The organism is Mesorhizobium sp. M0029 (assembly GCF_040323735.1).
Taxonomy (GTDB): Bacteria; Pseudomonadota; Alphaproteobacteria; order Rhizobiales; family Rhizobiaceae; genus Mesorhizobium.
The window spans coordinates 214,350-235,448 of record NZ_JAMYVF010000001.1 but is presented as its reverse complement, the minus strand read 5'-3'; the positions used below and the strand labels follow the sequence as shown (position 1 = coordinate 235,448).

18 protein-coding genes are annotated in these 21,099 nt (G+C 62.3%); 6 read left to right on the top strand and 12 right to left on the bottom strand.

The features are described from left to right. Nucleotides 1-1,104, bottom strand: a complete 1,104-nt coding sequence (locus tag NKJ76_RS01120) for an acyltransferase family protein (protein WP_352536592.1) — start codon at nucleotides 1,102-1,104, stop codon at nucleotides 1-3. 256 nt (nucleotides 1,105-1,360) lie between these two features. On the opposite strand from NKJ76_RS01120, the gene NKJ76_RS01115 reads away from it, so the two are divergent. The 5 genes from NKJ76_RS01115 (at nucleotide 1,361) to NKJ76_RS01095 (ending at nucleotide 7,558) form a co-directional block, all read left to right on the top strand. Then, nucleotides 1,361-2,623, top strand: a complete 1,263-nt coding sequence (locus NKJ76_RS01115; protein ID WP_023671794.1) for a VpsF family polysaccharide biosynthesis protein — start codon at nucleotides 1,361-1,363, stop codon at nucleotides 2,621-2,623. A 219-nt stretch (nucleotides 2,624-2,842) separates the two neighbouring features. Beyond that, complete coding sequence (locus tag NKJ76_RS01110; RefSeq protein ID WP_031243977.1) at nucleotides 2,843-4,441, top strand: GumC family protein; 1,599 nt, start codon at nucleotides 2,843-2,845, stop codon at nucleotides 4,439-4,441. 1 nt (nucleotide 4,442) lies between these two features. Beyond that, nucleotides 4,443-5,549, top strand: a complete 1,107-nt coding sequence (locus NKJ76_RS01105) for a glycosyltransferase (protein WP_352536591.1) — start codon at nucleotides 4,443-4,445, stop codon at nucleotides 5,547-5,549. Between the two features lie 168 nt (nucleotides 5,550-5,717). Beyond that, nucleotides 5,718-6,446: a N5-glutamine methyltransferase family protein gene (locus NKJ76_RS01100; RefSeq protein ID WP_502902262.1), complete on the top strand. Its 729-nt coding sequence runs from the start codon at nucleotides 5,718-5,720 to the stop codon at nucleotides 6,444-6,446. Further along, a complete protein-coding gene (locus tag NKJ76_RS01095) occupies nucleotides 6,443-7,558 on the top strand; it encodes a hypothetical protein (RefSeq protein ID WP_023696870.1) in 1,116 nt (371 codons plus the stop codon). The genes NKJ76_RS01100 and NKJ76_RS01095 overlap by 4 nt, the downstream gene beginning before the upstream one ends. A gap of 134 nt (nucleotides 7,559-7,692) precedes the next feature. Here NKJ76_RS01095 and nadE read toward each other — a convergent pair whose 3' ends face one another. From nadE to asnB, 4 genes are read right to left on the bottom strand one after another with little or no spacing between them, the layout of a single operon-like run. Further along, nucleotides 7,693-8,697, bottom strand: coding sequence for an NAD(+) synthase (gene nadE, locus NKJ76_RS01090; RefSeq protein ID WP_352536589.1), 1,005 nt, complete (start codon nucleotides 8,695-8,697; stop codon nucleotides 7,693-7,695). Next, entirely contained in the window at nucleotides 8,694-10,241 is a 1,548-nt protein-coding gene (locus NKJ76_RS01085; RefSeq protein ID WP_023686310.1) for a class I adenylate-forming enzyme family protein, read from the bottom strand. The genes nadE and NKJ76_RS01085 overlap by 4 nt, the downstream gene beginning before the upstream one ends. A 23-nt stretch (nucleotides 10,242-10,264) precedes the next feature. After that, nucleotides 10,265-10,525, bottom strand: coding sequence for an acyl carrier protein (locus NKJ76_RS01080; protein WP_023686311.1), 261 nt, complete (start codon nucleotides 10,523-10,525; stop codon nucleotides 10,265-10,267). Between the two features lie 25 nt (nucleotides 10,526-10,550). Continuing rightward, nucleotides 10,551-12,488 (bottom strand): asparagine synthase (glutamine-hydrolyzing), encoded by a 1,938-nt coding sequence (gene asnB / locus NKJ76_RS01075; protein WP_023737699.1) that lies wholly within the window; start codon nucleotides 12,486-12,488, stop codon nucleotides 10,551-10,553. A 298-nt stretch (nucleotides 12,489-12,786) separates the two neighbouring features. Between asnB and NKJ76_RS01070 the strand changes: the two genes are divergently transcribed. After that, entirely contained in the window at nucleotides 12,787-13,656 is an 870-nt protein-coding gene (locus tag NKJ76_RS01070; protein ID WP_352536588.1) for a hypothetical protein, read from the top strand. 207 nt (nucleotides 13,657-13,863) lie between these two features. Here the strand turns inward: NKJ76_RS01070 and amaB are convergent, their stop codons facing one another. The 7 genes from amaB to NKJ76_RS01035 all read right to left on the bottom strand — a co-directional run bounded on the left by amaB (nucleotide 13,864) and on the right by NKJ76_RS01035 (nucleotide 21,010). After that, nucleotides 13,864-15,378: an L-piperidine-6-carboxylate dehydrogenase gene (gene amaB / locus NKJ76_RS01065; RefSeq protein WP_023691701.1), complete on the bottom strand. Its 1,515-nt coding sequence runs from the start codon at nucleotides 15,376-15,378 to the stop codon at nucleotides 13,864-13,866. 175 nt (nucleotides 15,379-15,553) lie between these two features. Beyond that, nucleotides 15,554-16,828 carry an RNA polymerase sigma factor gene (locus NKJ76_RS01060; RefSeq protein ID WP_023707663.1) on the bottom strand — a complete coding sequence of 425 codons (1,275 nt, stop codon included), beginning with the start codon at nucleotides 16,826-16,828 and terminating at the stop codon, nucleotides 15,554-15,556. Continuing rightward, nucleotides 16,825-17,199 (bottom strand): YciI family protein, encoded by a 375-nt coding sequence (locus NKJ76_RS01055; protein WP_023671781.1) that lies wholly within the window; start codon nucleotides 17,197-17,199, stop codon nucleotides 16,825-16,827. Before NKJ76_RS01055 ends, NKJ76_RS01060 begins: the two co-directional genes overlap by 4 nt. A gap of 82 nt (nucleotides 17,200-17,281) precedes the next feature. Further along, nucleotides 17,282-18,382 (bottom strand): DNA topoisomerase IB, encoded by a 1,101-nt coding sequence (locus NKJ76_RS01050; protein ID WP_023713995.1) that lies wholly within the window; start codon nucleotides 18,380-18,382, stop codon nucleotides 17,282-17,284. Between the two features lie 63 nt (nucleotides 18,383-18,445). After that, nucleotides 18,446-19,207 carry a hypothetical protein gene (locus NKJ76_RS01045; protein WP_023686315.1) on the bottom strand — a complete coding sequence of 254 codons (762 nt, stop codon included), beginning with the start codon at nucleotides 19,205-19,207 and terminating at the stop codon, nucleotides 18,446-18,448. Beyond that, nucleotides 19,204-20,082, bottom strand: a complete 879-nt coding sequence (locus NKJ76_RS01040; RefSeq protein WP_023741010.1) for a glycosyltransferase family 2 protein — start codon at nucleotides 20,080-20,082, stop codon at nucleotides 19,204-19,206. Before NKJ76_RS01040 ends, NKJ76_RS01045 begins: the two co-directional genes overlap by 4 nt. Beyond that, the gene (locus tag NKJ76_RS01035) at nucleotides 20,075-21,010 is read right to left on the bottom strand and encodes a glycosyltransferase family 2 protein (RefSeq protein WP_023725135.1); all 936 of its coding nucleotides are present in this window, start codon (nucleotides 21,008-21,010) and stop codon (nucleotides 20,075-20,077) included. The genes NKJ76_RS01040 and NKJ76_RS01035 overlap by 8 nt, the downstream gene beginning before the upstream one ends. Between the last annotated feature and the right edge of the window lie 89 nt (nucleotides 21,011-21,099).

Genomic DNA, 21,099 nt, shown 5'->3' with positions numbered 1-21,099 from the left:
TTATTTTTTCTCCGTGGCAATATGAGGAAGCGGTGTGTTTCTCGTCTTCCTTTTGCCGTTCAGGGTCTGAAGAATCGGCTTCTCGATCATCTGGTAAATCACCAGACTGACGAGGCACGCTGCCACGATGCTGACCACCGACACCAACAATACCGTTGTCGGATGCTCGTATCCGACGGTGCGTCTGGCCAGGTACGCCACAGCGCCGATCACGAAGATATGCGACAGATAAAGCGCGTAGGAAGCGTCGCCCAACTGCTCGAGAAGGCTCCAGTGCTTGAGTTTCGGCTCCAGAATGAGGCTGAGATGAAGTAGGCCCGCCGCCCACATTGCTTGTCCCGCGAAGCTGATCTGACCCAAGAGCGGCGTACCGTCATCGACGAATGAAAGCACCCCGCCCGCAGCGGTCATTACGCCGAATATCCAAGCATGGCGTATGTCGGAAGTGAAATCACCGTCCAAATAGCGCCGCCCTATCCACATACCGATGACGAATGCCACCGGAGAAGGGTTGAGATAGAACTGGATAACAGGGTTGGTGGGAGCCAGCCACAGCCCGGCTATCCACATCGCAATGAAAAAGACCGTCAGCACAAATACGCGCGAGGTCACGGACAGGAATGCGAACACCGCAAAAGCGATATAGAAAAATACCTCGTAATTGAGCGTCCAGCCGAGTGAGAGGATTGGACTGGCGCTATCCCGTCCAGGCGCTTCGTGAACAATGAAGAGGAGCGACTGAAGATAGTGGGGCCACGTAAAGACGGTCTTCTGGAAGAGACTTGGCGCGAGCGCCGCCAGAACCGCGGCGAGGCTGGTGAAAAGCCAGTAAAGGGGGATGATCCGGATTGCTCGGCGTTTCAGGAAGGTGGCAGCGGAAAACGGACCATCTCCCGTAATATGGACCATTATGAAACCGCTGATGACAAAGAACAGAACGACGCCCAGGCGGCCCGCCGTCACAATAATCAGATTGTCCACGCCAATCTGATAGGAAAAGGCGTGTGCGAACAGAACCAGCAAGGCGGCGCAGGCGCGAAGATACTGAATCGAATAGAACTTCTTCACCTTGATCTCCTGCGCTTTGCCGGCGCCTGTTGCCATTGTGCCGTCCACAGGCAGCGCGTCGGGCGCCGTGCAAAGCATCGCCATCAATACGACCGGCCAATTAAGTGTGGGTAACCGACTTCATGAAATAGCCCATGCCGGGCATCGCCACTGTTAAGATCGGGTTATCCATATTCCTTTACGTTCTTGCAGGAAAATGTACCCGGGGGTGCGTTCGTCCCCTGCCATCTCAATCGCAAGCCGCAACGCTGGTCAGATAATCGTGAGTGTCACCCCCACAGAGCAACAGTTCGTGACCGCGCAGGCCAGCCGCCAAGACGCCCTCACACTCCTGTTCTTTCTCCTCGCGGCCTTCGCTTTCCTGCTCCGCTCGACCATCTCTCCGCAATTGATGAATATGGTGATGTCCTATTCGACGGAGGGGGGGTCGTTTCCCGAAAAGCTGCATATCGGGACCTATGCCATCTTTCTGCTGCTTGTCGTCATCGCCACGACCCGGCCAATTCGGCTCGAAGGCGATGAAGTCAGGCTGTTCAAGGCGACATTGTTATATTCGCTGCTGCTGTTGTGGCTGGTGCCTTATCTCTTCGTGATAGGCCGTGCCGGCTCGGCCGGCTTCATAATCGATTCCTATCTGGTCTCTTGTGCCGCGGCGATGATCATGCTTGCCCTGGGTGACCATGTGCGCAGGGCGCTTGGCAATGTCATCGTCGGCATGATTGTCCTCAGCGCCATCATCGGAACGATCGAGGCCGTCACCCAGCATCGATTCCTGCCCTATCCCCTCGTTGAGCTGGACTTTCGGCCGATCGGACTGTCGGCCCATCCGCTGGCGCTGGGCGCGCTTTGCACCACCGCCATAGGTTTCGTTGCATTGACGCGGTGGCGTATCTGGGTGTGCGCGCTTTGCATCTTCATTCTCTTCATCGGCACGGCCGCTTCGGGCGCGCGCACCGCCCTGCTGCTCGCTTGCGGCGAGATCCTGTTCCTGCTCGTGTTCCTGCCTTGGCCGGACTTGTCACCCAGACATCAACGCCAGGCCAAACTCCTGGTGCTGATGCTGACGCTGGCCGGTGGCGCCATACTGATTGCGATACTCTTTTCGGCGGGGCTGCTGAACCGCTTCAGCAATACGCTCTTTGATCAAAATTACGATGCGCGCGTCAAGATCTACGATGTATTCAAGTTCGTTGAATGGAGGGACATCCTGCTTGGCATGAATCCCAACGAGTTGTTGAAGATCGTCAACGAAAAGCTCAACCTCCCCTTCATCGAAAGCACGCCGGTCGTTCTTACGCTTTTGTTTGGCCTGCCGATCGCCTTGCTCTTCGCGTTTGCTTTCTTCCGGTTCCTTTTCAAGCTCCTGCGCAATACGCCTCGGGCCGCCCATATCGCAGCGGCCGCGTCCATTCTCGCGGCATTGTCAAACAATGCCCTTTCTTCGAAGGCGCCGGATATCATGCTGCTCGTCATCTTGTTGCTCGCTTATCGAAAGCCGGATGGGCGCCAAACCGGCACGCCCCTTCAAGGCCAACCAGCATCAACAGCGACATGACGCCAAGCCCGCTCCTTGCGGGTGCCCTCGCGACGACCTCTTGTATTTCCATTTGAAACGCCTGCACGCTTTGCCAGGCTACCGACGGGCGTGGCAGAATACCGACCAAGGGTGGATAGATCGCTGTTCCGGAACGCGCCTGACACGCCTGGAAAATGAAATGTTAACGATGTTTCCGTAAAGCAGGCTGTGCGTATTGAATATTAAAGGGTTAGCATGATGTCCGCCGCTTCCGGTCCTCCTCCAGCCGCGGCCGCCGCCGGCATTAGCCCCTATGAACGGATCGAAAATGCGCGGCGCGCCAGCAGGCCAAAGCCGCAACAAACCGCGCCGATCATGGCACATGCGGCGGCACCCGCTGTAACGTCGGCCCCTGTAACGTCGGCCCCTGTGTCGCCTGCACCCGTGGCGCCGCCTGTAGCCGAGCCCGTCACGACGGTGACGCTCAACAAGATCGGAACCTTTCTCGAACTCGATTTCGGGCGTCTGTTTGTCTGGCTGCGCGCCGGCCTCGCTCTGGTATGCCTGCTGGCAATAGCCGGCGGGATCATCGGCGGTGCCTACGCTCTGCTGAGCAAGCAGCGCTACACCGTGACCACGGACATCCTCATCAATCCCGCCAATCTTCAGGTTGTTCCGAACGATCTTTACCCGCAATCGGCCCAGGTCGATGGACAGTTGCTCAGCGCGCGCAGCAAAGAGCGCATCTTGACCTCGGGCAGCGTGCTTTCACGTGTTGTAGACGATCTTGACCTGGCCAGTGACCCGGAGTTCTTCGACGCGGACCGAAGCCGCACAGGGACGGACGGCGCCAAACCCGACCCAAAGCTTACCGCCCTGAAGAACCTGGCGGAACGGGTTAGCAGCATCGCGGATGAAAAGTCGTTTGTCACGACCTTGATGGTATCGGCGGAAACCCCCGCTAAGGCGATCCTGATTTCGCAGGATATCGTCAAGACTTTCCAGGAAGAGCTGGCCAGCGCCGAGGCTTCCGGCGCCAGCCGTGCCGCGGCCGCGCTGGACGGGCGGCTGGGCCAGCTCAAGAGCGATGTGCAGGCGGCCGAAGAGAAGGTCGAGGCCTATAGGCGCAGCCACAATCTGGCCACCAGCAATGGGCAGCTTGTTTCCTCGCAAACCATGACCCAGCTCAACGGCCAGATCGTGGAGACGCAATCGCGCGTCATCGCCGCGCAGGCAAGTTACGACGCCCTGCTTGCCGCCGGCGCAAACGGCACCAATTCCGGTCCCGCCACGTCGGAGGCGCTTGTGGCGCTGCGCGCAACGGCCAACGGCCTGCGCCAGCAGATCGATTCGCAGTCGATGACCTTTGGCCCCCGTCATCCGTCGATCGTCAGGCTGAAGACGGAGTACAACACGGTCAGCGCGCAACTCAGCGCCGAATACGCGCGCACCCTGCGCCTGGCGAAGGTCAATCTCGATGCCGCCAAAACCTCGTCGGCCTCCCTCAATGCCAAGATGAATGACTTGAAGGGCAACGTGTTCTCGGATAGCGATTCCGAGGTCGCCTTGCGTGAACTTGAACGTGACGCCGCGTCGAAGACGGCTATCTATGAGAGCTTCCTGTCGCGGGCACGCCAGATAACCGAGCGCGAACAGATCGACAGCACCAATGTGCAGGTGATTTCCACCGCAGTGCCGCCAAAGGGCCGTTCATGGCCCCCGCGCACGGTCGTGATGATCGGCCTGGGGGCCATTGGCGGCATGATCCTTGGCATGTTGCTCGCCATTACCCTGGGTATCGTGCGCGACATGCGTCTTCCGCCGAACCGCCCGGACGTCATTGCCAGCCGCGCCTGAAATGGCGAAGCGGATTGTCTTTCACATTGCCAGCCTCAGGGGCGGCGGCGCCGAGCGCGTGTTCGTCCTGATGGCGAACGAACTGGCATCGCGCGGCCACAACGTCACGCTTTTTACCTGGAACGCGCAGGGGCCCAATGCCGCCCTGCTTTCGCCTGCCGTGCATCTGGTCGATTTCGGCCTCCCCATTCGCGGCGAGGGTTATGGCAAGTGGGCGACATTGAAAGGCATCGTGCGAAGCGCGGGCCTGCTTGGCCGCCTTTCTCCCGACGCGATCTACAGCGCCCCGGAATTCGCCAATCTGGTCGTGGCGCTGGCGCTTTCCCTCGCGCGAAGCAGGGCGCGGTTCTTCCCGAGTTTCCACGCCGCCGCCTCACTGCCTTCCGGCAGCCTTGGCGCGAAAATGGCGGTCTGGCTTTCGGCCCTGGTTGCGGCCCGCGCCACCAGGGCCATCGCGGTTTCTGAGGGTGTCGGCGGCGATCTTGTGGCCCGAGGCTTCCCGAAATCCAAGGTCGTGGTCATCAACAACCCGCTGCCGCCGGCTGCGGCATCCCAGCAACGCTCCTACGCCTGGCAGGCAGAGCTCGCGGCGATGGGCGACGGCCCCATCATCATCACCGCCGGACGCCTGGTGCCCGTTAAGGATCATTGGACGTTGCTGCGGGCCTTCGCTGTGCTGCGCGCCGGCCGCCGGGCCCGGCTTGTCATCTTCGGCGAGGGTCCGCTGGCCGACGAGTTGCGCGCCTATGCCAAAGAATCCGGTATCGGCGCAGACGTTCTGTTTGCGGGCTATGTCAATGATCCGGCGGCCTGCTACGCCGTAGCTGACTTGTTCGTCCTATCATCGACCAGCGAGGGCTTCGGCAATGTTCTGGTCGAGGCCATGGCAGCGGGGATTCCGGTGGTCTCCACGGACGCGCCGCACGGCCCGCGCGAAATACTTGATGACGGCCGCTTCGGCGCCCTGGTGCCGGTCGGCGATGCAGCGGCTCTGGCAGTGGCGATGGCCAGAATGCTCGACCAGCCGACAACCGCCGCGATCCTGAAAAGCAGGGCGGCGGATTTCGAAATTGAAAAGATCGGAGACCGGTACGAGGCGTTGCTCTGAATTAGCGCATGGATCGGCTTGCGGCGGCACAGGAATTCGCCATTGATGGGACAGGACGCCGCCAACATAGGCCGGTTACTCCCAATCCAATCATGATCTTTAACATCAATTTACCCGGAGTTGGTAACAACAGGGACCCGCGTTTTATCCTCAGGATAGGGATTTTCCTTGCCGCAGCATCACAGCCTTCCTGCCGGCCGTGCAAACGATCGCAATTGGCCGCGATTGCACCGCTTCATGCGGGTTGAGCTGGAACTCGCGCCTGACGTCCTGGTGCCGCGAGCCGAAACGGAACTGCTTGGCCGGACGGCCGCGGCCATTCTTGGCGAACAGGCGCACGAAACGATCCTGATCGACATGTGCTGCGGCAGCGGCAATCTTGCCGTGGGCATCGTCAGCGGATGTCCTCGGGCTCGGGCATGGGCGGCGGACCTGACCGACAGCACGGTTTCGCTTGCCCGCCGCAATGTTGTGCGCCTCGCCCGGCAGGACAGGATCAAGGTCCGGCAAGGCGACCTATTTGCCGCGATCGAGGGTGACGGCCTCCGCGGCGCTGCCGACATGGTTGTGTGCAACCCGCCCTATATTTCCTCATCCCGTCTCGATAGCGAAAGCGCGCATCTGTTGGAGAACGAACCTCGGGAAGCTTTCGACGGCGGCCCTTACGGTATTTCGATCCTCCAAAGGCTGGTCCGGGATGCCGCAGCTTTCCTCAAGCCAGGCGGATGGCTGCTATTTGAGTTCGGCGAAGGTCAAGATCGGCAGATAGCAACCCTTTTATCGAGAACGAAATCCTACGAAACCCCAACCTTTGCCGTGACGGCCGACGGCCAGCCCCGTGTCGCCATGGCGCGCAAACATGGTGGCCGGGTTCCCGCAACCGGGAGCCCGGCGTGAGCGTCGTCCGCGCCCTCGATCAGGCCGACCTTGCGGCCGTCGCGGGCATGTTTCAACGCATGCTGCGCAAGAAGCGGGGGCCAGCGCCGGCCTCCCTCGTCGATTACATGAGGCGGTTTTATCTGGACGCACCCGACTGGGGCAGCGGGCTCCGTTCGCTTGTCCATGTCAATGACGCCGGCCAGGTTTCCGGGTTCGTCGGCGTTCATGCGCTGCCAATGAAATTCAACGGCCGGCAGCTCTACGCTGCCATCTGCAGCTCGCTGATGGTCGAGGATCACGAGACCGATCCGATGGCCGGTGCCCGCCTGTTGAAGGCCTTCCTCGATGGTCCGCAGGACATCTCCTTCAGCGAAACCGCCAATGATACGTCCGTGAAACTGTGGACGCGGCTTCGCGGCGTTGTGCTGCCGCAATACAGCCTTGACTGGGTTCGCGTGATGCGGCCGGCGACCTTCATGCTCAGCCTTTTTGCCAATCACATGAAGCTTGCCTGGATGTTCAACCCGCTCGCCCGGATCGTCGACCGGCTCTACCTTCGCAAAATGAAGGGCAGTCAACGACGCTGGACCGGCGTCGTCGCCAACGCATCGAGCCGGGGGGCATTTCGGACCTCCGAGATCGACAGCGGCAGCTTTGCGGGGCTGCTGGAGCCGCTTTGCGCCCAATTTCCGCTACGTCCGCAGTGGGCGGAAGGTCAGCTCAACCATATTCTGGGCGATGCGGCGCAAAAGCCGGATTTCGGAGAGCTTGTCTACGTGTCGGTGGCATCGCCGAACGGCGCCAATGTCGGCGCTTTCGCCTATTACGCGCGACCGGACGGGATCGGCCGCGTGCTGCAGGTCCTCGCTCTTCCCGGCCAGGCCGGGCCGGTGATCGATTGCCTGGTCGAGCATGCCGCCCGGCGCGGTGTCTCCGGCTTGCGCGGCCGCGTCCAGCCCGCGCTTCTGGACGCCATGCTTGTAAGACGCATAGCCTTCATACCGGTCGCCTCGACCGTCGTGCATTCACGCGATCCCGAGCTTCTCGATGCCATGAAGAACGCGCAGGTCTTTCTGAACGGGCTTGCGGGCGAGCAGTGGAGCCAGTTGATCGGCGGCCGCTTCACCTGAAGCGTTCCGCCTACAGCAATTCCAGGAAAGGGTGCGCGGCTTTCCGTCCGGAATTGCGTAAAGACAAGAGCTTAGTATTTCTTTCATGCATGTCGTATCGCAAGACCGGATCACTTTTGCTCGATATGCATAGGTCAGGAGCCGACTTCGTCCACGCCGTCAACGAGCTGCGGGCGCAGGTGCAGATAGCGCGTTGCCTTTCGCTTGGCGGCGATGTCGGCCCAGACGCGTTCGATCTGTGAGGCGGTCAATCCCGCCGCTTGCCCTACCACCTCGGCGGACACGCCGTTGTTGAGGCCGTAGAGACACAGATCCATCCGATCGTAAGGCAGGGAGAAGTAGAATTCTTCCTGCGTCTGCGCCAGCGAGTAGGTGTCGGTGGTCGGCGGCCGGTTGCGGACCTCTTCCGGAATGCCGAGATAGGCGGCTAGCGCATAGACCTGCGTCTTGTAGAGATGCGCGATCGGCTTGACGTCGGCGGCGCCGTCGCCGTTCTTGACGAAGAACCCCTGGTCGTATTCCAGCCGGTTCGGTGTGCCGAGCACGGCGAAGTTCAGCCGGTCGGCATGATAATATTCGATCTGCTTGCGGGTGCGCTGCTTCATGTTGGTGGCGGCAACGATGCCGAGATAGACCGCCACCGGCATCCGCAGTTTCGTCTGCTTGCCTTGCGGGTCCTGCACCACCAGCGAGGAGATGTTGTAGCCCTCGCCTTCGAGCACGTTCGCGATCACGATCTTTGAGGCCCAGCCCTTGCCATAGTCCGGGACCATTTCGCGGATGAAGGCGTCGCGGCGTTCATAGCAGCCCATTGCCCGCAGGGTCGGCCCGATATCCTCCACAACGGCCTCGACGCCGAAAGTGTCGGCGACCAGATGGCCGAGTCGCAGGCTTTCGGGGTCGGAATCGCTTTCCGGCATGAGCACGCACAGCACATTCTGCTGGCCGACGGCACGCGCGGCCAATGCAGCCGAAACGCTGGAATCTATACCGCCCGAAAGACCGAGCACGAGGCCGCGCTTGCGAATGCCGCGCAACTGCTCGCGCAGGGCCGCCACGATCCTGTCCGTTTCGGCGGCGGGATCGATGACCAGGGCTTGCGTGAAGGCCGGCGCATCCTGGGTTGAGCCGATGTTCATTGCTCGGCCTCCATCATCTCAGCCGCGAGCCGGCGGCTGACCTTGCCCGACTCCGTCTTCGGTAATTCGCTGCGGAACTCTATGATTTTGGGGACCATGAAATCCTCCAGGTGCCGCGCGCAGTGACGAATGATGTCCTTTCCGCCAAGCGCCGGATCGGACCGCACGACGAGCGCGCCAATCGCATGCCCCAGCACCGGATCCGGCACGCCGACGACCACCGCTTCCGCGATACCTGGATGGGCGTGGAGCACTGCCTCCACTTCCTTGGGGGCGACCTTCTCGCCACGCGTCTTGATGATATCGTCCTTACGCCCGACAAAATAGAGAAAGCCGTCCTCGTCGGTCTGGAACAGGTCGCCCGTATAGAGCACCTTTTCCCAAGGGTTAGGCCCCGGCCGGAGCGCTCGTTCCGTCGCGGCCTGGTTGCGCCAATAGCCCTGCATGACGTGCGGACCGCGGATAACGAGCTCACCTGCCACGCCCGCCGGCACGCGTTGTCCAAGGTCGTCGACGACAAAGGCTTCCGTGTTGGGGATGGCTATGCCGACCGACCCTGGCCGGCGGTCAAGTTCCTCGGGTGGCAAATAGGTGCAGCGCTTGCATTCGGTCAGCCCATACATCGAATAGATCCGGACGCCGGGCAGCAGCGAGCGCAGGCGTTCTATGTGGGCTGGCGGCAAGGCGGCCGCGGTGTTGGAAATATAGCGGAGGCTGGGCAGGAAACCCGGCGCCAGATCACGCATCTGCAGGATCATCGCCGCCATGGTAGGCACCAGCGGAAGGCCGGTGACGCCCTCTTTGCGGATGCGTTCGAAGATCTCGTGCGGGAAGGCGAAGGACTTCTCGAGCACCAGCGTGGCCCCGAGCCTGACTGCCATCAGCAACTGGTAGAGGCCATAGTCGAAGGCAAGCGGGAGGACGTTCAGGATGATGTCGTCCGGCGCGTTGCGCAGATAGGTGGCGATCGACCCCGCGGCAGCGTCGCAATTGCGATGCGTCATCATCACACCCTTGGGCCGGCCGGTCGAACCTGACGTGTAGATCAGCATCGCAAGGTCGACGTCGATGCCGCGATGGTTCACCTCCGCGCCATCGAACGTCAGGCAGTCAGTCAGGGACGCGGCCCCTGCCGGGCATTGCCCATCGGCCCCAGGGGTGGAAGCCACGAAGATGCCGGTCTTGCCTTGCGATGCGCAGGCTTCGGTGACCACGGGCACCAGCTTCGCCTGCGTCAGGACCGCCCTGGCGTCGCAATCGGCGATGACGTAACCGAGCTTGTCGGCCTTTGTGGAGGGGTTGATCGGACTGAAGGTCGCACCTGCCTTGAGTGCGGCAAAGATCGATACGGCGGCCTCCCAGCAATTGTCCATGAAGATCAGGACGCGGTCGTCGCGCCTGATCCCATTCATGAAGAGAGCGGTGGCCAGCCGGCTCGAAAGGTCGTCGAGTTCTTCGTAGCTCAGCCTTTTGCCCCTGGTGACCAATGCCGTCTTGGCCGGGTGGGCAGCAGCCTTCGCCACCAGAAAATGCTCGATCCGCACGGGACGTTCCTCGCCGTTGGCGCTTACGCTGCCAGCGTTTGTGCTCTCGCCTCGATGAAGGACGAGATGCGGTCAAGCGAGTCCAGGTTGGTCGGAACGATGTCGGCATCCACCATCGCGATGCCGAAATTGTCCTCGATGAAGGCCACCAGCTCAAGCACCGCAGTCGAGTCGATAATGTCGTTCTCGATCAGCGAGGCTGAATCCGACAGTTTGTAGGAGGTGTCGCCGAACAGGAAGTTGTCGACGATAAAGCTTCTGACCCTGTCCTTGATTGCCGTCATCGTGTCTTTCCTTTTCCTCGCCGTCTCAGGCCGCTCTTGCCGCGCCGACCGCTTGGCCGGCGAAATTCTTCTGCCACAGCTGCGTCGACAGAATGCCGACGAAGGCGGCGTTGTCGCGAAATCCGGTCGCGGTCTCCATGCGGCATTTCTCGTGGAGCTTGGCCACCGCCTTGGCGTTGAACAGGCCGCCGGCGGTAATGCTCGCCTCGCCCAGGCAGTCACGAACATAGTCTAGTTCCTCCGCCCCGACGAAGGAGCGGGCCTCCGGGGCGCGGTAAGGTTGCTTGGTGCGTTTACCGATCGCCGCCGGAAGGTGGTGCCTGGCCACCTTGCGCAATATGTGCTTCTCCATCAAGCCTTTCAGTTTCATCTCCGGCGGAAGTCTTGCCGCGAACTCTACCACGCGATGATCCAGGAAAGGAAACCGCCCTTCGATGCCGTGCGCCATGGCCATCCGATCGCCTTGGCTGGAGAGGATGTAGCCGGGCAGGAGGAAGCGGGTTTCGAGATATTGCGCCTGATGCAGCGGATGCCAAAGGGAAAACGCCTCGGGTAGGCGGCTGGTCAGCTCTTCAGCTGCGTCATAACCCTTCAACGTCGCGCGCAGGTCGCCGGAAAAGAAGATTTTCGCCGCCGCCGTGGTCTTGAAGCGTGGCCGATGCGAGAACAGCGGATCGTCGAGGGCAGCGTTGCTGGTGCCGAAGAAGGCAGCCAGATACTCCACCGATTGCTGTTGCAGGCCCGGCAGATACGGGTAAAGCCGGCGGAACAGCTGCGGCCTCATGCGCGATGTGGGCTGCCGCCCGCAGAACCGGCGGACACGCGCCTCCTTGAAGACGTCGTAACCGGCGAAGACCTCGTCGGCGCCTTCACCCGTCAGCACCACCTTCAGGCCGGCCTGGCGAACCAGGGCGGACAATTTGTAGAGTGGCGCTGGCGCCGTGCGGATGATCGGCCGCTCGGCAAAGCGGATGACCTCAGGAAAGACGCTGGCGATATCGCGGGCGCCGCATTCTATGGCGTGGTGGCGCGTGCCGAGCGCCGAGGCCATTTCGGTCTGAAAGGCGCTTTCGTCATGCTCGGCGCTGTCGAAGGTTACGGAAAATGTCTCCAGTCTCCGAGGAGTCATGCCGGCGGCAAGCGCCGAAACGAGCGACGAATCGAGCCCTCCGGAAAGATAGGAACCGACCGGCACGTCGGCCCGCATGCGAAGCCTCACCGCATCGGTCAGAAGGGCTTGCAACTCCTCTGCCGCGTGGTCCTCGTTCGTGATCTTCGACGGCTCATCACGATGCGGATAGTCCAGGTGCCAGTATCGTCTGACCGTGACCTGCCCCTGCGTCGCGATCATCACACTTGCCGGTTCCAACTCGTGGATATTGCGGAACGCCGTGCGCGGAGCGATCGGCGCCCACAGCGTAAAGATCTGATCCAGCGCAATCGGATCAATTTCAGCGGAGACGCCCGGGACCTTCAACAGGGCTTTGATCTCCGAGGCAAAGTAAAGCACCCCGTCATTACTTGTGTAGAAGAGCGGCCGGACACCCATCCGGTCTCGTGCAAGCACCATTCGTCGCTGCCGATTGTCCCATATCGCCAAGGCGAAATCACCGTTCAGGAGAGACAAGCAGTCTTCGCCCATCTCCTCATAGAGCTGAAGGATGACCTCTGTGTCGCTCGACGTCCGAAAGTGTCGGCCCTTGGCGATCAGCCCTTCGCGCAGTTCTATGTAGTTGAAAATCTCGCCGTTGAACGCAATCGTCAAATTGCCGGCCTCGTCGGACATCGGTTGCTGGCCATCGCCGATGCCGATCACCGACAGCCGCGCATGCCCGAGCCCGGCATCGGGTGCTACGAATTTCCCTTGCTCATCCGGCCCACGATGGGCAATTGCGGCTACCATGTGCGTGAGCAAAGCTTCCGCATCCCGGATTGACCCGAAATAACCCCCGAATCCACACATCCCTTGAACTCATATTGAACGCTAAGGAACGGAACATAACCTCGATAGTGGCATCTGAGGTTAATCCGATATTTTCACCGAGCATGTGGTTAACAAGAAGTTTGCCACGATGTGGTCTTCGTGGCTAGGACGCGATGGCTCTCCTTCACCTCGCGGTTGCGGCCGTAATAGCCGGAACGATAGCCCAGGCTCGCTCTAGGCCTTTTTTCCGGGTTGGCATGGCTGGACACGGGCAGCTAAGGCTGGAAATGTGATTGCACGTCTTCGCTGCCGGGGGGCTGGCCGGAGGACGAGGAGGATGGCGCTGAATTTCGAATATATTGCCGGCCATCCGGCGCTGCACCGTCATGTCGAGGCGCAGTCGAAGGCGCTGCTGCATATCTATGAAACGAGCCCACGCCTGGCCGCCGTGTTCGCCACGCAACAGCGCTGGTTGCTGGCTCACACCGGCCTAGCCCTGCATTTCGCCCGCGACCCGCGCGATCCCCGCATGGAACTGACACTGGCCCGCTTCATCGATGCCGTGCTTCACTATTCCGTCGCCAGCCGCAACACGGCCGAAGCCTTCATCAAGGAGATGCTGTACTATCACATCATCGAATACCTGCCGCACACCGGTGATGGACGAGCCCATCCCTTTCAGGTGACGGCAGCGACGCTGAAGGAATTCGATGGCTGGGTGGTTGCGCATCTGCGCACGCTCGACGGTCTCGACGGCGGCGACCGCCTCGCCGCCTTTCTCGAGCAGCACGGCATGATTGCCAGGCTGCAGCCGCTGGTGGCGGAAGGCCTGCTCTCCTCCAACCCTGTGCGTGAGCCCAAGCAGACGTTTTCGCTGTTCATCTGGCTCAACAATGGCGGCATCGTCATGGATTGGCTGATGTCTGGCATCGATCCCGACAATGCCGGCCTCGACCGGATCCCGACCAGCGTGGTTTCGATCGGCGAATTCGCCAGTTGGCTAAAACTCTCGCGCACCCATCTTGCGCGCAAATTGCGCGACGCCGAAAAGCTCGGCAGCGTCGGCTGGCTGGGCCGGCGCGGGCATTCCGTAATGTGGGTCTCGAACAGCTTCTACCAGGAATACATGACCGTGCAGGCCGCCAAACTTGCCGTCATCGATGCCGCGTTCGAAGCCTGCCGACCGGCGTCGCCGCACGCTGGCTGAACGTTCGGCGCAGACGCTGTTGCGCAGCCGATCGTGTCGACCGCGAGGACCCGTCCGGGCGCATGGCCGAGGTGGCCTTTCCGCCGTCGGGATACGGACATCTGGACAGCGGGGGCGAAGCCTGAAAGCGGAACGATCCGCGCGAGCGGCAGCGATCCGCCCGACGGGTTCGGGTGGATCAACTGGTCAAAAGCCGGGCGCAGCATCTCAATCGATGTCGAATGACACGCCCTGCGCCAGCGGCAGCGCCTTGGAATAGTTCACCGTGTTGGTGGCGCGGCGCATATAGGCCTTCCAGGCATCGGAGCCGCTCTCGCGGCCGCCGCCGGTTTCCTTCTCGCCGCCGAACGCGCCGCCGATCTCGGCGCCCGACGTGCCGATGTTGACGTTGGCGATGCCGCAATCCGAACCATCGACGCCGAGGAAGCGCTCGGATTCCTGCAGGTCGCGGGTGAAGATCGACGACGACAGTCCGGCGCCGACCGCATTGTGCTCGTCGAGCACGGCATCGAAATCGGAGTACTTCATTACATAGAGGATCGGCGCGAAGGTTTCTTCGGTAACGGGAGCCACCTGCTTCGGCATTTCGACTAGCGCCGGATGCACGTAATAGGCATCGGGATGGCCATTCTCGACCCGCGAACCGCCGGTCAGCTTGCCGCCGTGAGCGGTGGCTTCCTTGAGCGCCTTTTGCATGGCGTCAAACGCCGCCTTGTCGATCAGCGGCCCGACGAGCGAAGACGTCTCCAGCGGGTTGCCGACCGAGACGCTCTCATAGGCCTTCTTCAGCCGCGGCAGCAGCGTGTCATAGACGCTGTCATGCACGAACAGGCGCCGCAGCGTCGTGCAGCGCTGGCCCGCGGTGCCCATGGCGCCAAAGGCGATGGCGCGCAGCGCCATGTCGAGATCGGCGGTCGGGCAGACGATGCCGGCATTGTTGCCGCCGAGCTCGAGCACGGCGCGGGCAAAGCGCTTGGCCAGCCGCGGGCCGACATCCCGGCCCATGCGGGTCGAGCCGGTGGCCGAAACCAGCGCCACCTTCGGGTGGTCGACCAGGATCTCGCCGACGGAGCGGTCGCCAATCAGCACCGGTGCCAGGCCATGCGGCGCATCTGCGCCGAAGCGCTTGACCGCGCCGGCAAAAATCGCCTCGCAGGCGAGCGCCGTCAGCGGCGTCTTTTCCGAGGGCTTCCACACCACGGCGTCGCCGCAGACCAGCGCGAGCGCCGCGTTCCACGACCACACCGCGACCGGGAAGTTGAAGGCCGAAATGACGCCGACGACGCCGAGCGGATGCCAGGTCTCCATCATGCGATGTCCCGGACGCTCGGTGGCGATGGTTAGACCGTAGAGCTGGCGGGAAAGGCCGACGGCGAAATCGCAGATGTCGATCATTTCCTGAACTTCGCCGAGGCCTTCCGACGGGATCTTGCCGACCTCGATCGACACCAGCCGGCCAAGCTCGGTTTTGTGCGCGCGCAACTCCTCGCCGAGCAGCCGCACCAGTTCGCCGCGTCGGGGACCCGGCACCATCCGCCAGGCCTGGAACGCCGTGTGCGCGGCATCGATGGTCTTGGCCGCATCGGCCGGCGAAATCGTCTTCAGCGCCGCGATCTGTTCACCCGTCACCGGGCTGCGCACGACGAGGTCGCCGCCGGTCAGCGCGTCCTTGGCCACACCCAGTTTCGCCAGAAGTTCGGCCGTTTCCTTCGCTATCGTCATTTTTATCCCTTTCAGATCCGCTCGCCATCATAGGGCGGCGGTCGAGCCTTGGCGCCATTATCGCCCGCATGCCGCAGGCGCTGTCATGGCGTGCCATTACTCGTTTCAGGGGAAAATCGCCACCCCGGCATGGTCCAAGCCGGGATTGCACGATTGAGCCAGAGGAGGAACAGGCTTAGTGCGCTGTCTTCGCCGGCGCCTTCACGGCTCCGTCCCGCATCAGCCGGTCGATATGCATGCGGATATGGGCGGCTTCCGCTGCCGTGTTGGCCAACGCAATGGCGCGATCGAAGGCGACACGCGCCTCTTCGCCACGGCCGAGCTGCATCAACAGACCGCCCTTGAGGCCGAAGAAGTGGAAATAGCCGGACAGCCTCTCGCCAAGCGGCTCGATCATGGCAAGGGCAGCTTCCGGCCCGCGCACCTTGGCGACCGCAACGGCACGGTTCAGCGTCACCACCGGCGAAGGTTGCATCGCCTCCAGCAGGCTGTAGAGCAGGTCGATCTCTGTCCAGTCGGTCTCCTCGGGGGTTGCCGCCCGCGCATGAAGGGCGGCGATCGCCGCCTGCACCTGGTAGGGTCCGGGCTTCTGGTGGCGCAGGGCCTTGTCGACCAGCGCCAGGCCTTCGTCGATCATCTTGCGGCTCCACAGCGAGCGGTCCTGGTCGTCGAGCAGCACGATCTCGCCATTCTCGTCGAAGCGGGCCGGCGCGCGCGCATGCTGCAGCAAAAGCAATGCCGTCAGGCCCATGATCTCCGGCTCGGTCTGGAACAGCCGCAGCAACAGGCGAGCCAGCCGGATCGCTTCCTCGCAAAGCGGCGCACGCGCCGGCGCCTCGCCGCTGTTGGTGGAATAACCTTCGTTGAAGATCAGATAGACCATGGCGGCGACGGCGGCGAGCCGCTCCGAGCGCTCGACCGCGCCGGGTGTCTCGAACGGCACGCCGGCATCTGCAATGCGCGCCTTGGCGCGCGTGATGCGCTGTTCCATGGCGCTTTCGCCGACCAGGAACGCACGCGCGATCTGCTTGACGGTGAGACCGGAGACGATGCGCAGCGCCACCGCGATCTGCTGCGTAGGCGGCAGATCCGGATGGCAGCAGATGAACAAGAGCCGCAATATGTCATCGCGGTAGTGCGCGCCGTCCAGCCGTTCGGCGATATCGCTCTCGGCATCTTCCAGGTCCGAGATCTGGTCCTCTTCCGGCATCGGCGCCTGCTTGGCGCGCTTGCGCACCGCGTCGATGCCGGTGTTGCGGCCGACAAAGATCAGCCAGGCCGCAGGATCGCGCGGCGGCCCGTTCTGCGGCCAGTTCTTGAGTGCCCTCAGGCACGCGTCCTGGAAAGCTTCCTCCGCCGTATCGAGATTGCGGAAATAGCGCAGCAGCGCACCCATAGCCTGCGGGCGGGCAGCGCTGATCGCCGAGCTTATCCAGGCGAGGTCTGTCATGTGGCTACTCTGGTTGGGTTGAAGACGGAAACCGGTCGGATCTCATAGGATCCGCCGCTGGGATTAACCTCGGAAAGCTCGCGCGCGAAGTCGACGGCTTCGTCGAGATCGGCGCATTCCAGCGTGTAGAAGCCGAGGAACTGTTCCTTGGTCTCGGCAAACGGGCCGTCGATGACGACCGATTCGCCCTTGACCTTGCGCAGCGTCGTCGCGGCGGTGGTGGGCAAAAGCCGCGCCACCGGCCCAAGCCGGCCGGCTTGAGCATATTTTTCCTGCACATGCATGAGCTTTGCCATGACCTCGTCATCCTGTGCCTTGCTCCAGGAGGAGACGACATCTTCGGAGGCATAGCAGAGGATAGCGTAGAGCATGGGACGTCCTTTTCTGTCTCAAAGGACGAAACAGTAGGGCCTGTGCCGACATGGCGTCGACAAAAAAGTTACGCCATTTTTGTCAGCCTTCGCTTGCCTTCAACCATCTCAGCACAAGAGCCTCTTCATCATCGAGACCGTCGATCGCTCGCTTGCGCTTGTTGGCCTCGGTCATTTCGCTAAGCAGCCGCCCTTCCACCCAGGCTTCGAAAACCTGTGGATGGATGTAGCATTTGCGGCAGACGGCGCGTGTGTTGCCGAGCCGCTCGGCCACCTTGTCGATGACCGCGTTCATCACACGCTTGGTCTGCGCCTGGCTTTCGGGAAGCTCCGTCCGCGCAAACAGCGACGCGGCATGGATGGTGCCGCCCCAGGTGCGGAAATGCTTGGAGCTGAAATTGGCGCCGATCGCGTCGCGGATATAGCGGTTGACATCGTCGGAGCGCACTCCATGCCTCTCGCCATCCTCGTCGAGATATTGGAACAGTTGCTGCCCCGGAATATCCTGCGCGCCGCGCACGACCCGGGCGATGCGGCGGTCGACCAGCTTCAATTTCCATTCCTTGCCGGACTTGCCCTTGAAGGCAAAGCGCAGGCTCGATCCCTTGATGTCGACGTGGCGGTCGCGTAGCGTCGTCAGCCCAAAGCTCTTGTTGTCGCGGGCATAGGCGGCATTGCCGACCCGGATCATCGTGTTGTCGAGCAGCCAGACAATTGCCGCCACGACGCGCTCGGCCGGCAGGCCACGGCGGCGCAGATCGGCATCGATCCGGCGGCGCAGCTCCGGCAGGCTTTCGGCAAAGGCGACAAGGCTGGAGTATTTGGCGCCGTCGCGCTCGGCGGCCCACAGCGGATGGTAGCGGTACTGTTTGCGCCCGCGCTGATCGCGGCCGGTCGCCTGGATGTGGCCGGCGGGATCGGGCGAGATCCACACATCCGTCCATGCCGGCGGAATGGCCAGCGCCTTGATGCGGGCAATGGCTGCCGCGCCGACGGCCTGTCCTTTCGCGCCCTTGTAGGAAAAGCCTTCGCCCGCCTTCAGGCGCCGGATCCCCGGCTCGCTGTCGCTGATATAGGTGAGCGAGGCCTGTTCGGCAGCGGTCTGCGCGCCGTTCTTCGGCGCTCCATCGTCCCCCCGTCCGGCAGCCGACCGGCCGGATGGCGTCCCAGATTTGTCAAGCATGCCCGCTCCACGAAATTTTTCTCGTAGATAAGCGCTAAGCCGACTGCTGGTTCCACCCCGTTGCTATGGAATGTGGTCGGGTCCACCAATGGTGGCACCAGCCGGCACGGCCATCCAGAGGCCGCCATCGTCGACGTGAGGCGGATGGTAGTCGCGCCCGGGCGGAATCTGTTCGAACACGGCCCCTGCCTCATCGGCAAGGTAGTCATAGCCCACATCCTGCAGGAGCCCCTTTGGATCAAGGTGGTGGTAGAGATTGCGGCGGGCGATCCGCCGCTTCGGCTCCATCATCTTTAAATGATAGAGGTTGAGCCCGCTGTTGCGGGCCTTGAAACCAAGATCGGGAGGATACCAGAGCCCGTGCAGGTCCTCTGGTCGGTACTTCGCCGGATCGTAGGCTCTGAACAGACGATACTGGAACTTTTCGGCCCACAGCCCGTCGACCCGGTACTCGGTCGGCGAATACAATTCGCGGAGCCGGAACCCCCAGGCCATGCGCCTGTAATCCCCCGTCAGCTGTCCGATCCGCTCCGCGGTACCGCGTTCCAGCCGCTCATCGGGATCAATAGCCAGGATCCAGTCGGCGGCAGCTTCATGCGCTGCGTCGAGCAAGATCCGCCGCCGCTGCGGCTCGCTGCTGAACACGCCGGTCGCCCCGCGATCGTCATAGGCAATCCAGCCGTCAACGACCGGATCGATATTGGTGATCAGATCGGCAACCAGATGCGCGTCATAACGATAGCTGAAAACTGCGACCGTTCTCTGGCGCGTCCAGAACAGTCGGCTCCGTCGCCAGCGTCGAGGCTTGATTTGGCTCGTTATCATTTTCTTGTTGCCGCTTTCACGCGATTTCGCACGCCAATATAGACACCCACGGATTTGACCAGCAGGGCAAGCCAGACAATTGGCATCGACATCATCGCGAAAGTTCGATCCCGATCGGAAAGCCCGATCTTCGCCAGCTTGCGGGCATTCCGCCGATCGCGAAACGTGTCGCGAAAACACCGAAACGGAGTGTTCAGGGCGGACGCTGCGAGGTAATCGCCGCGGCGACAGCCGCGCCTGTACTGATCGGCAAGCAATCTGGACAGCCGGGTTTCGTTGCGATGAACGGTTTGCACCTTAGGCTCCCAGACCGGCTGCAGTTCCTGCGGCAGCCGCCCCAGGAATTCGGTGTCTTCGGCAGCAGGCATGGTTTCATCGAACAAGCCATATTCATCGAACAGCCGCCGATCGAACGACACGCCGTAACGCAGCGCACGATCCGACGGCAGACCGGGAAGCCGTCGCATGAACATGATCAGATGAGCCGCACAGGCGATCAGATTGCGCGGATGGCTATTCACCATCGCGCTCGCCACGGCGCGGTCGCCAGCCAGATGCCGCTGCATCCGTGCCTCGGCCCAGCCCGAACAGGCGAGGCAATCATCGGCAAGAAAGGCAACGAAAGGCGCTTTGGTGGCCGCAATGCCGAGATTGCGGGCTGCGCCGACAAACAGCCTTCGACCGACCTCGATCACTGGCACCTTGACCCCGGCGCCGGTCAGCAGCGCCAGGACCTCGCCTCCGCCCGAGTTGACCACCATGATCTCGAGCGGCGCATTCTGATCAAGCAGGGATGTCACCGCCTCGACGATTTGAGCCGGCGCGCGATAGCCGATGACAATGACGGCAAGCTGCGGCGGGGCTGATTCAGGCACGTTGCAACTGGACGCGCGGAGAGGAAAACCAGCGCCGCAGCGCCAGCTTCAGCTGGTAGCGCCTGCAACGCCAGGTGTTCGACCGCACCTTCGGCGCCGCCGCCGCGATCCTCAGGAACCGCGCCGCCGTCTCCAGATCGCCGCGCGCATAGTGAACCCTGGCGATCTTGAGGGCGACCAGCCCCTCCCTGGTTTTTAGCGACGACAGTGGGATGCCACAGTCAGTCAGCTCGCGCAGCGCCAGCCGCCAGTCGAGAAAGCGGCGCACCGGCCTGGTGATGAAGCGATCATCGGAACGCACTGCCGAAACGTGGTAGATCATGACGGGATGCACGATCAGGGCAAGCGACGCCCTGCCCATCAGCCTGGACCAGAACAGCGTGTCCTCGTCATAGGCAAGCCCGGTCGGGAAGCGCGTGTCGCCGACGACGCGCCGGGAAACCAGCGCACTGCCCACGGCGATCGAGCGAATGTGACCTTCCAGATAGGCCGAGGCATTGGCTATACCATCTTCTATGTAGCCGGCTGGAAGCTTGAGGTTCCGGTTCTCGCCATCGGTGCGCCGACGGTAGGCGCCGATCACCATGTCGGCGGCCGGCTGCGCCCCCGCCCGGACCAGCATCGACCGCAGCCCGCCCTCCAGATGCAAGTCGTCGGCGTCGATCAGGTAGATCCAGGAGCATTGCGCCTGCGCCAGCGCCACATTGCGGGAGCCGCCCGCGTCCCGGCAGTTGCTCATGAGCACGCGCAACGGCAACGAGAATTGCGTGGCGGCATTCAGCGCGGCTTCTGCCGTCCCGTCCGAGGAGGAATCGTCGACCAGCAGCACCTCGCCGATAACCTCGGCTTCGGAACGAAGCGAGGCCAGCGTGGCCGCTATGGTTGCCGCCGCATTGTGCGCCGGGATGATGACACTGATTGCCGTCAATACCGAACTCCGCATCAGCATGCCTGCCGACCGATCCTCCCCGAAGTTTCAACCGAGCATAACGGGCATCGCCGTTGTTGAGAAGCTGT

Bases quoted from the DNA above. Each gene is read 5' to 3' on its own strand.
- NKJ76_RS01055 (WP_023671781.1), bottom strand. From the start codon at position 17,199: ATGCTCTACGCTATCCTCTGCTATGCCTCCGAAGATGTCGTCTCCTCC.
- NKJ76_RS01060 (WP_023707663.1), bottom strand. From the start codon at position 16,828: ATGACAGACCTCGCCTGGATAAGCTCGGCGATCAGCGCTGCCCGCCCG.
- NKJ76_RS01070 (WP_352536588.1), top strand. From the start codon at position 12,787: ATGGCGCTGAATTTCGAATATATTGCCGGCCATCCGGCGCTGCACCGT.
- NKJ76_RS01105 (WP_352536591.1), top strand. From the start codon at position 4,443: ATGGCGAAGCGGATTGTCTTTCACATTGCCAGCCTCAGGGGCGGCGGC.
- nadE (WP_352536589.1), bottom strand. From the start codon at position 8,697: ATGAACATCGGCTCAACCCAGGATGCGCCGGCCTTCACGCAAGCCCTG.
- NKJ76_RS01050 (WP_023713995.1), bottom strand. From the start codon at position 18,382: ATGCTTGACAAATCTGGGACGCCATCCGGCCGGTCGGCTGCCGGACGG.
- asnB (WP_023737699.1), bottom strand. From the start codon at position 12,488: ATGTGTGGATTCGGGGGTTATTTCGGGTCAATCCGGGATGCGGAAGCT.
- NKJ76_RS01045 (WP_023686315.1), bottom strand. From the start codon at position 19,207: ATGATAACGAGCCAAATCAAGCCTCGACGCTGGCGACGGAGCCGACTG.
- amaB (WP_023691701.1), bottom strand. From the start codon at position 15,378: ATGACGATAGCGAAGGAAACGGCCGAACTTCTGGCGAAACTGGGTGTG.
- NKJ76_RS01080 (WP_023686311.1), bottom strand. From the start codon at position 10,525: ATGACGGCAATCAAGGACAGGGTCAGAAGCTTTATCGTCGACAACTTC.
- NKJ76_RS01120 (WP_352536592.1), bottom strand. From the start codon at position 1,104: ATGGCAACAGGCGCCGGCAAAGCGCAGGAGATCAAGGTGAAGAAGTTC.
- NKJ76_RS01110 (WP_031243977.1), top strand. From the start codon at position 2,843: ATGTCCGCCGCTTCCGGTCCTCCTCCAGCCGCGGCCGCCGCCGGCATT.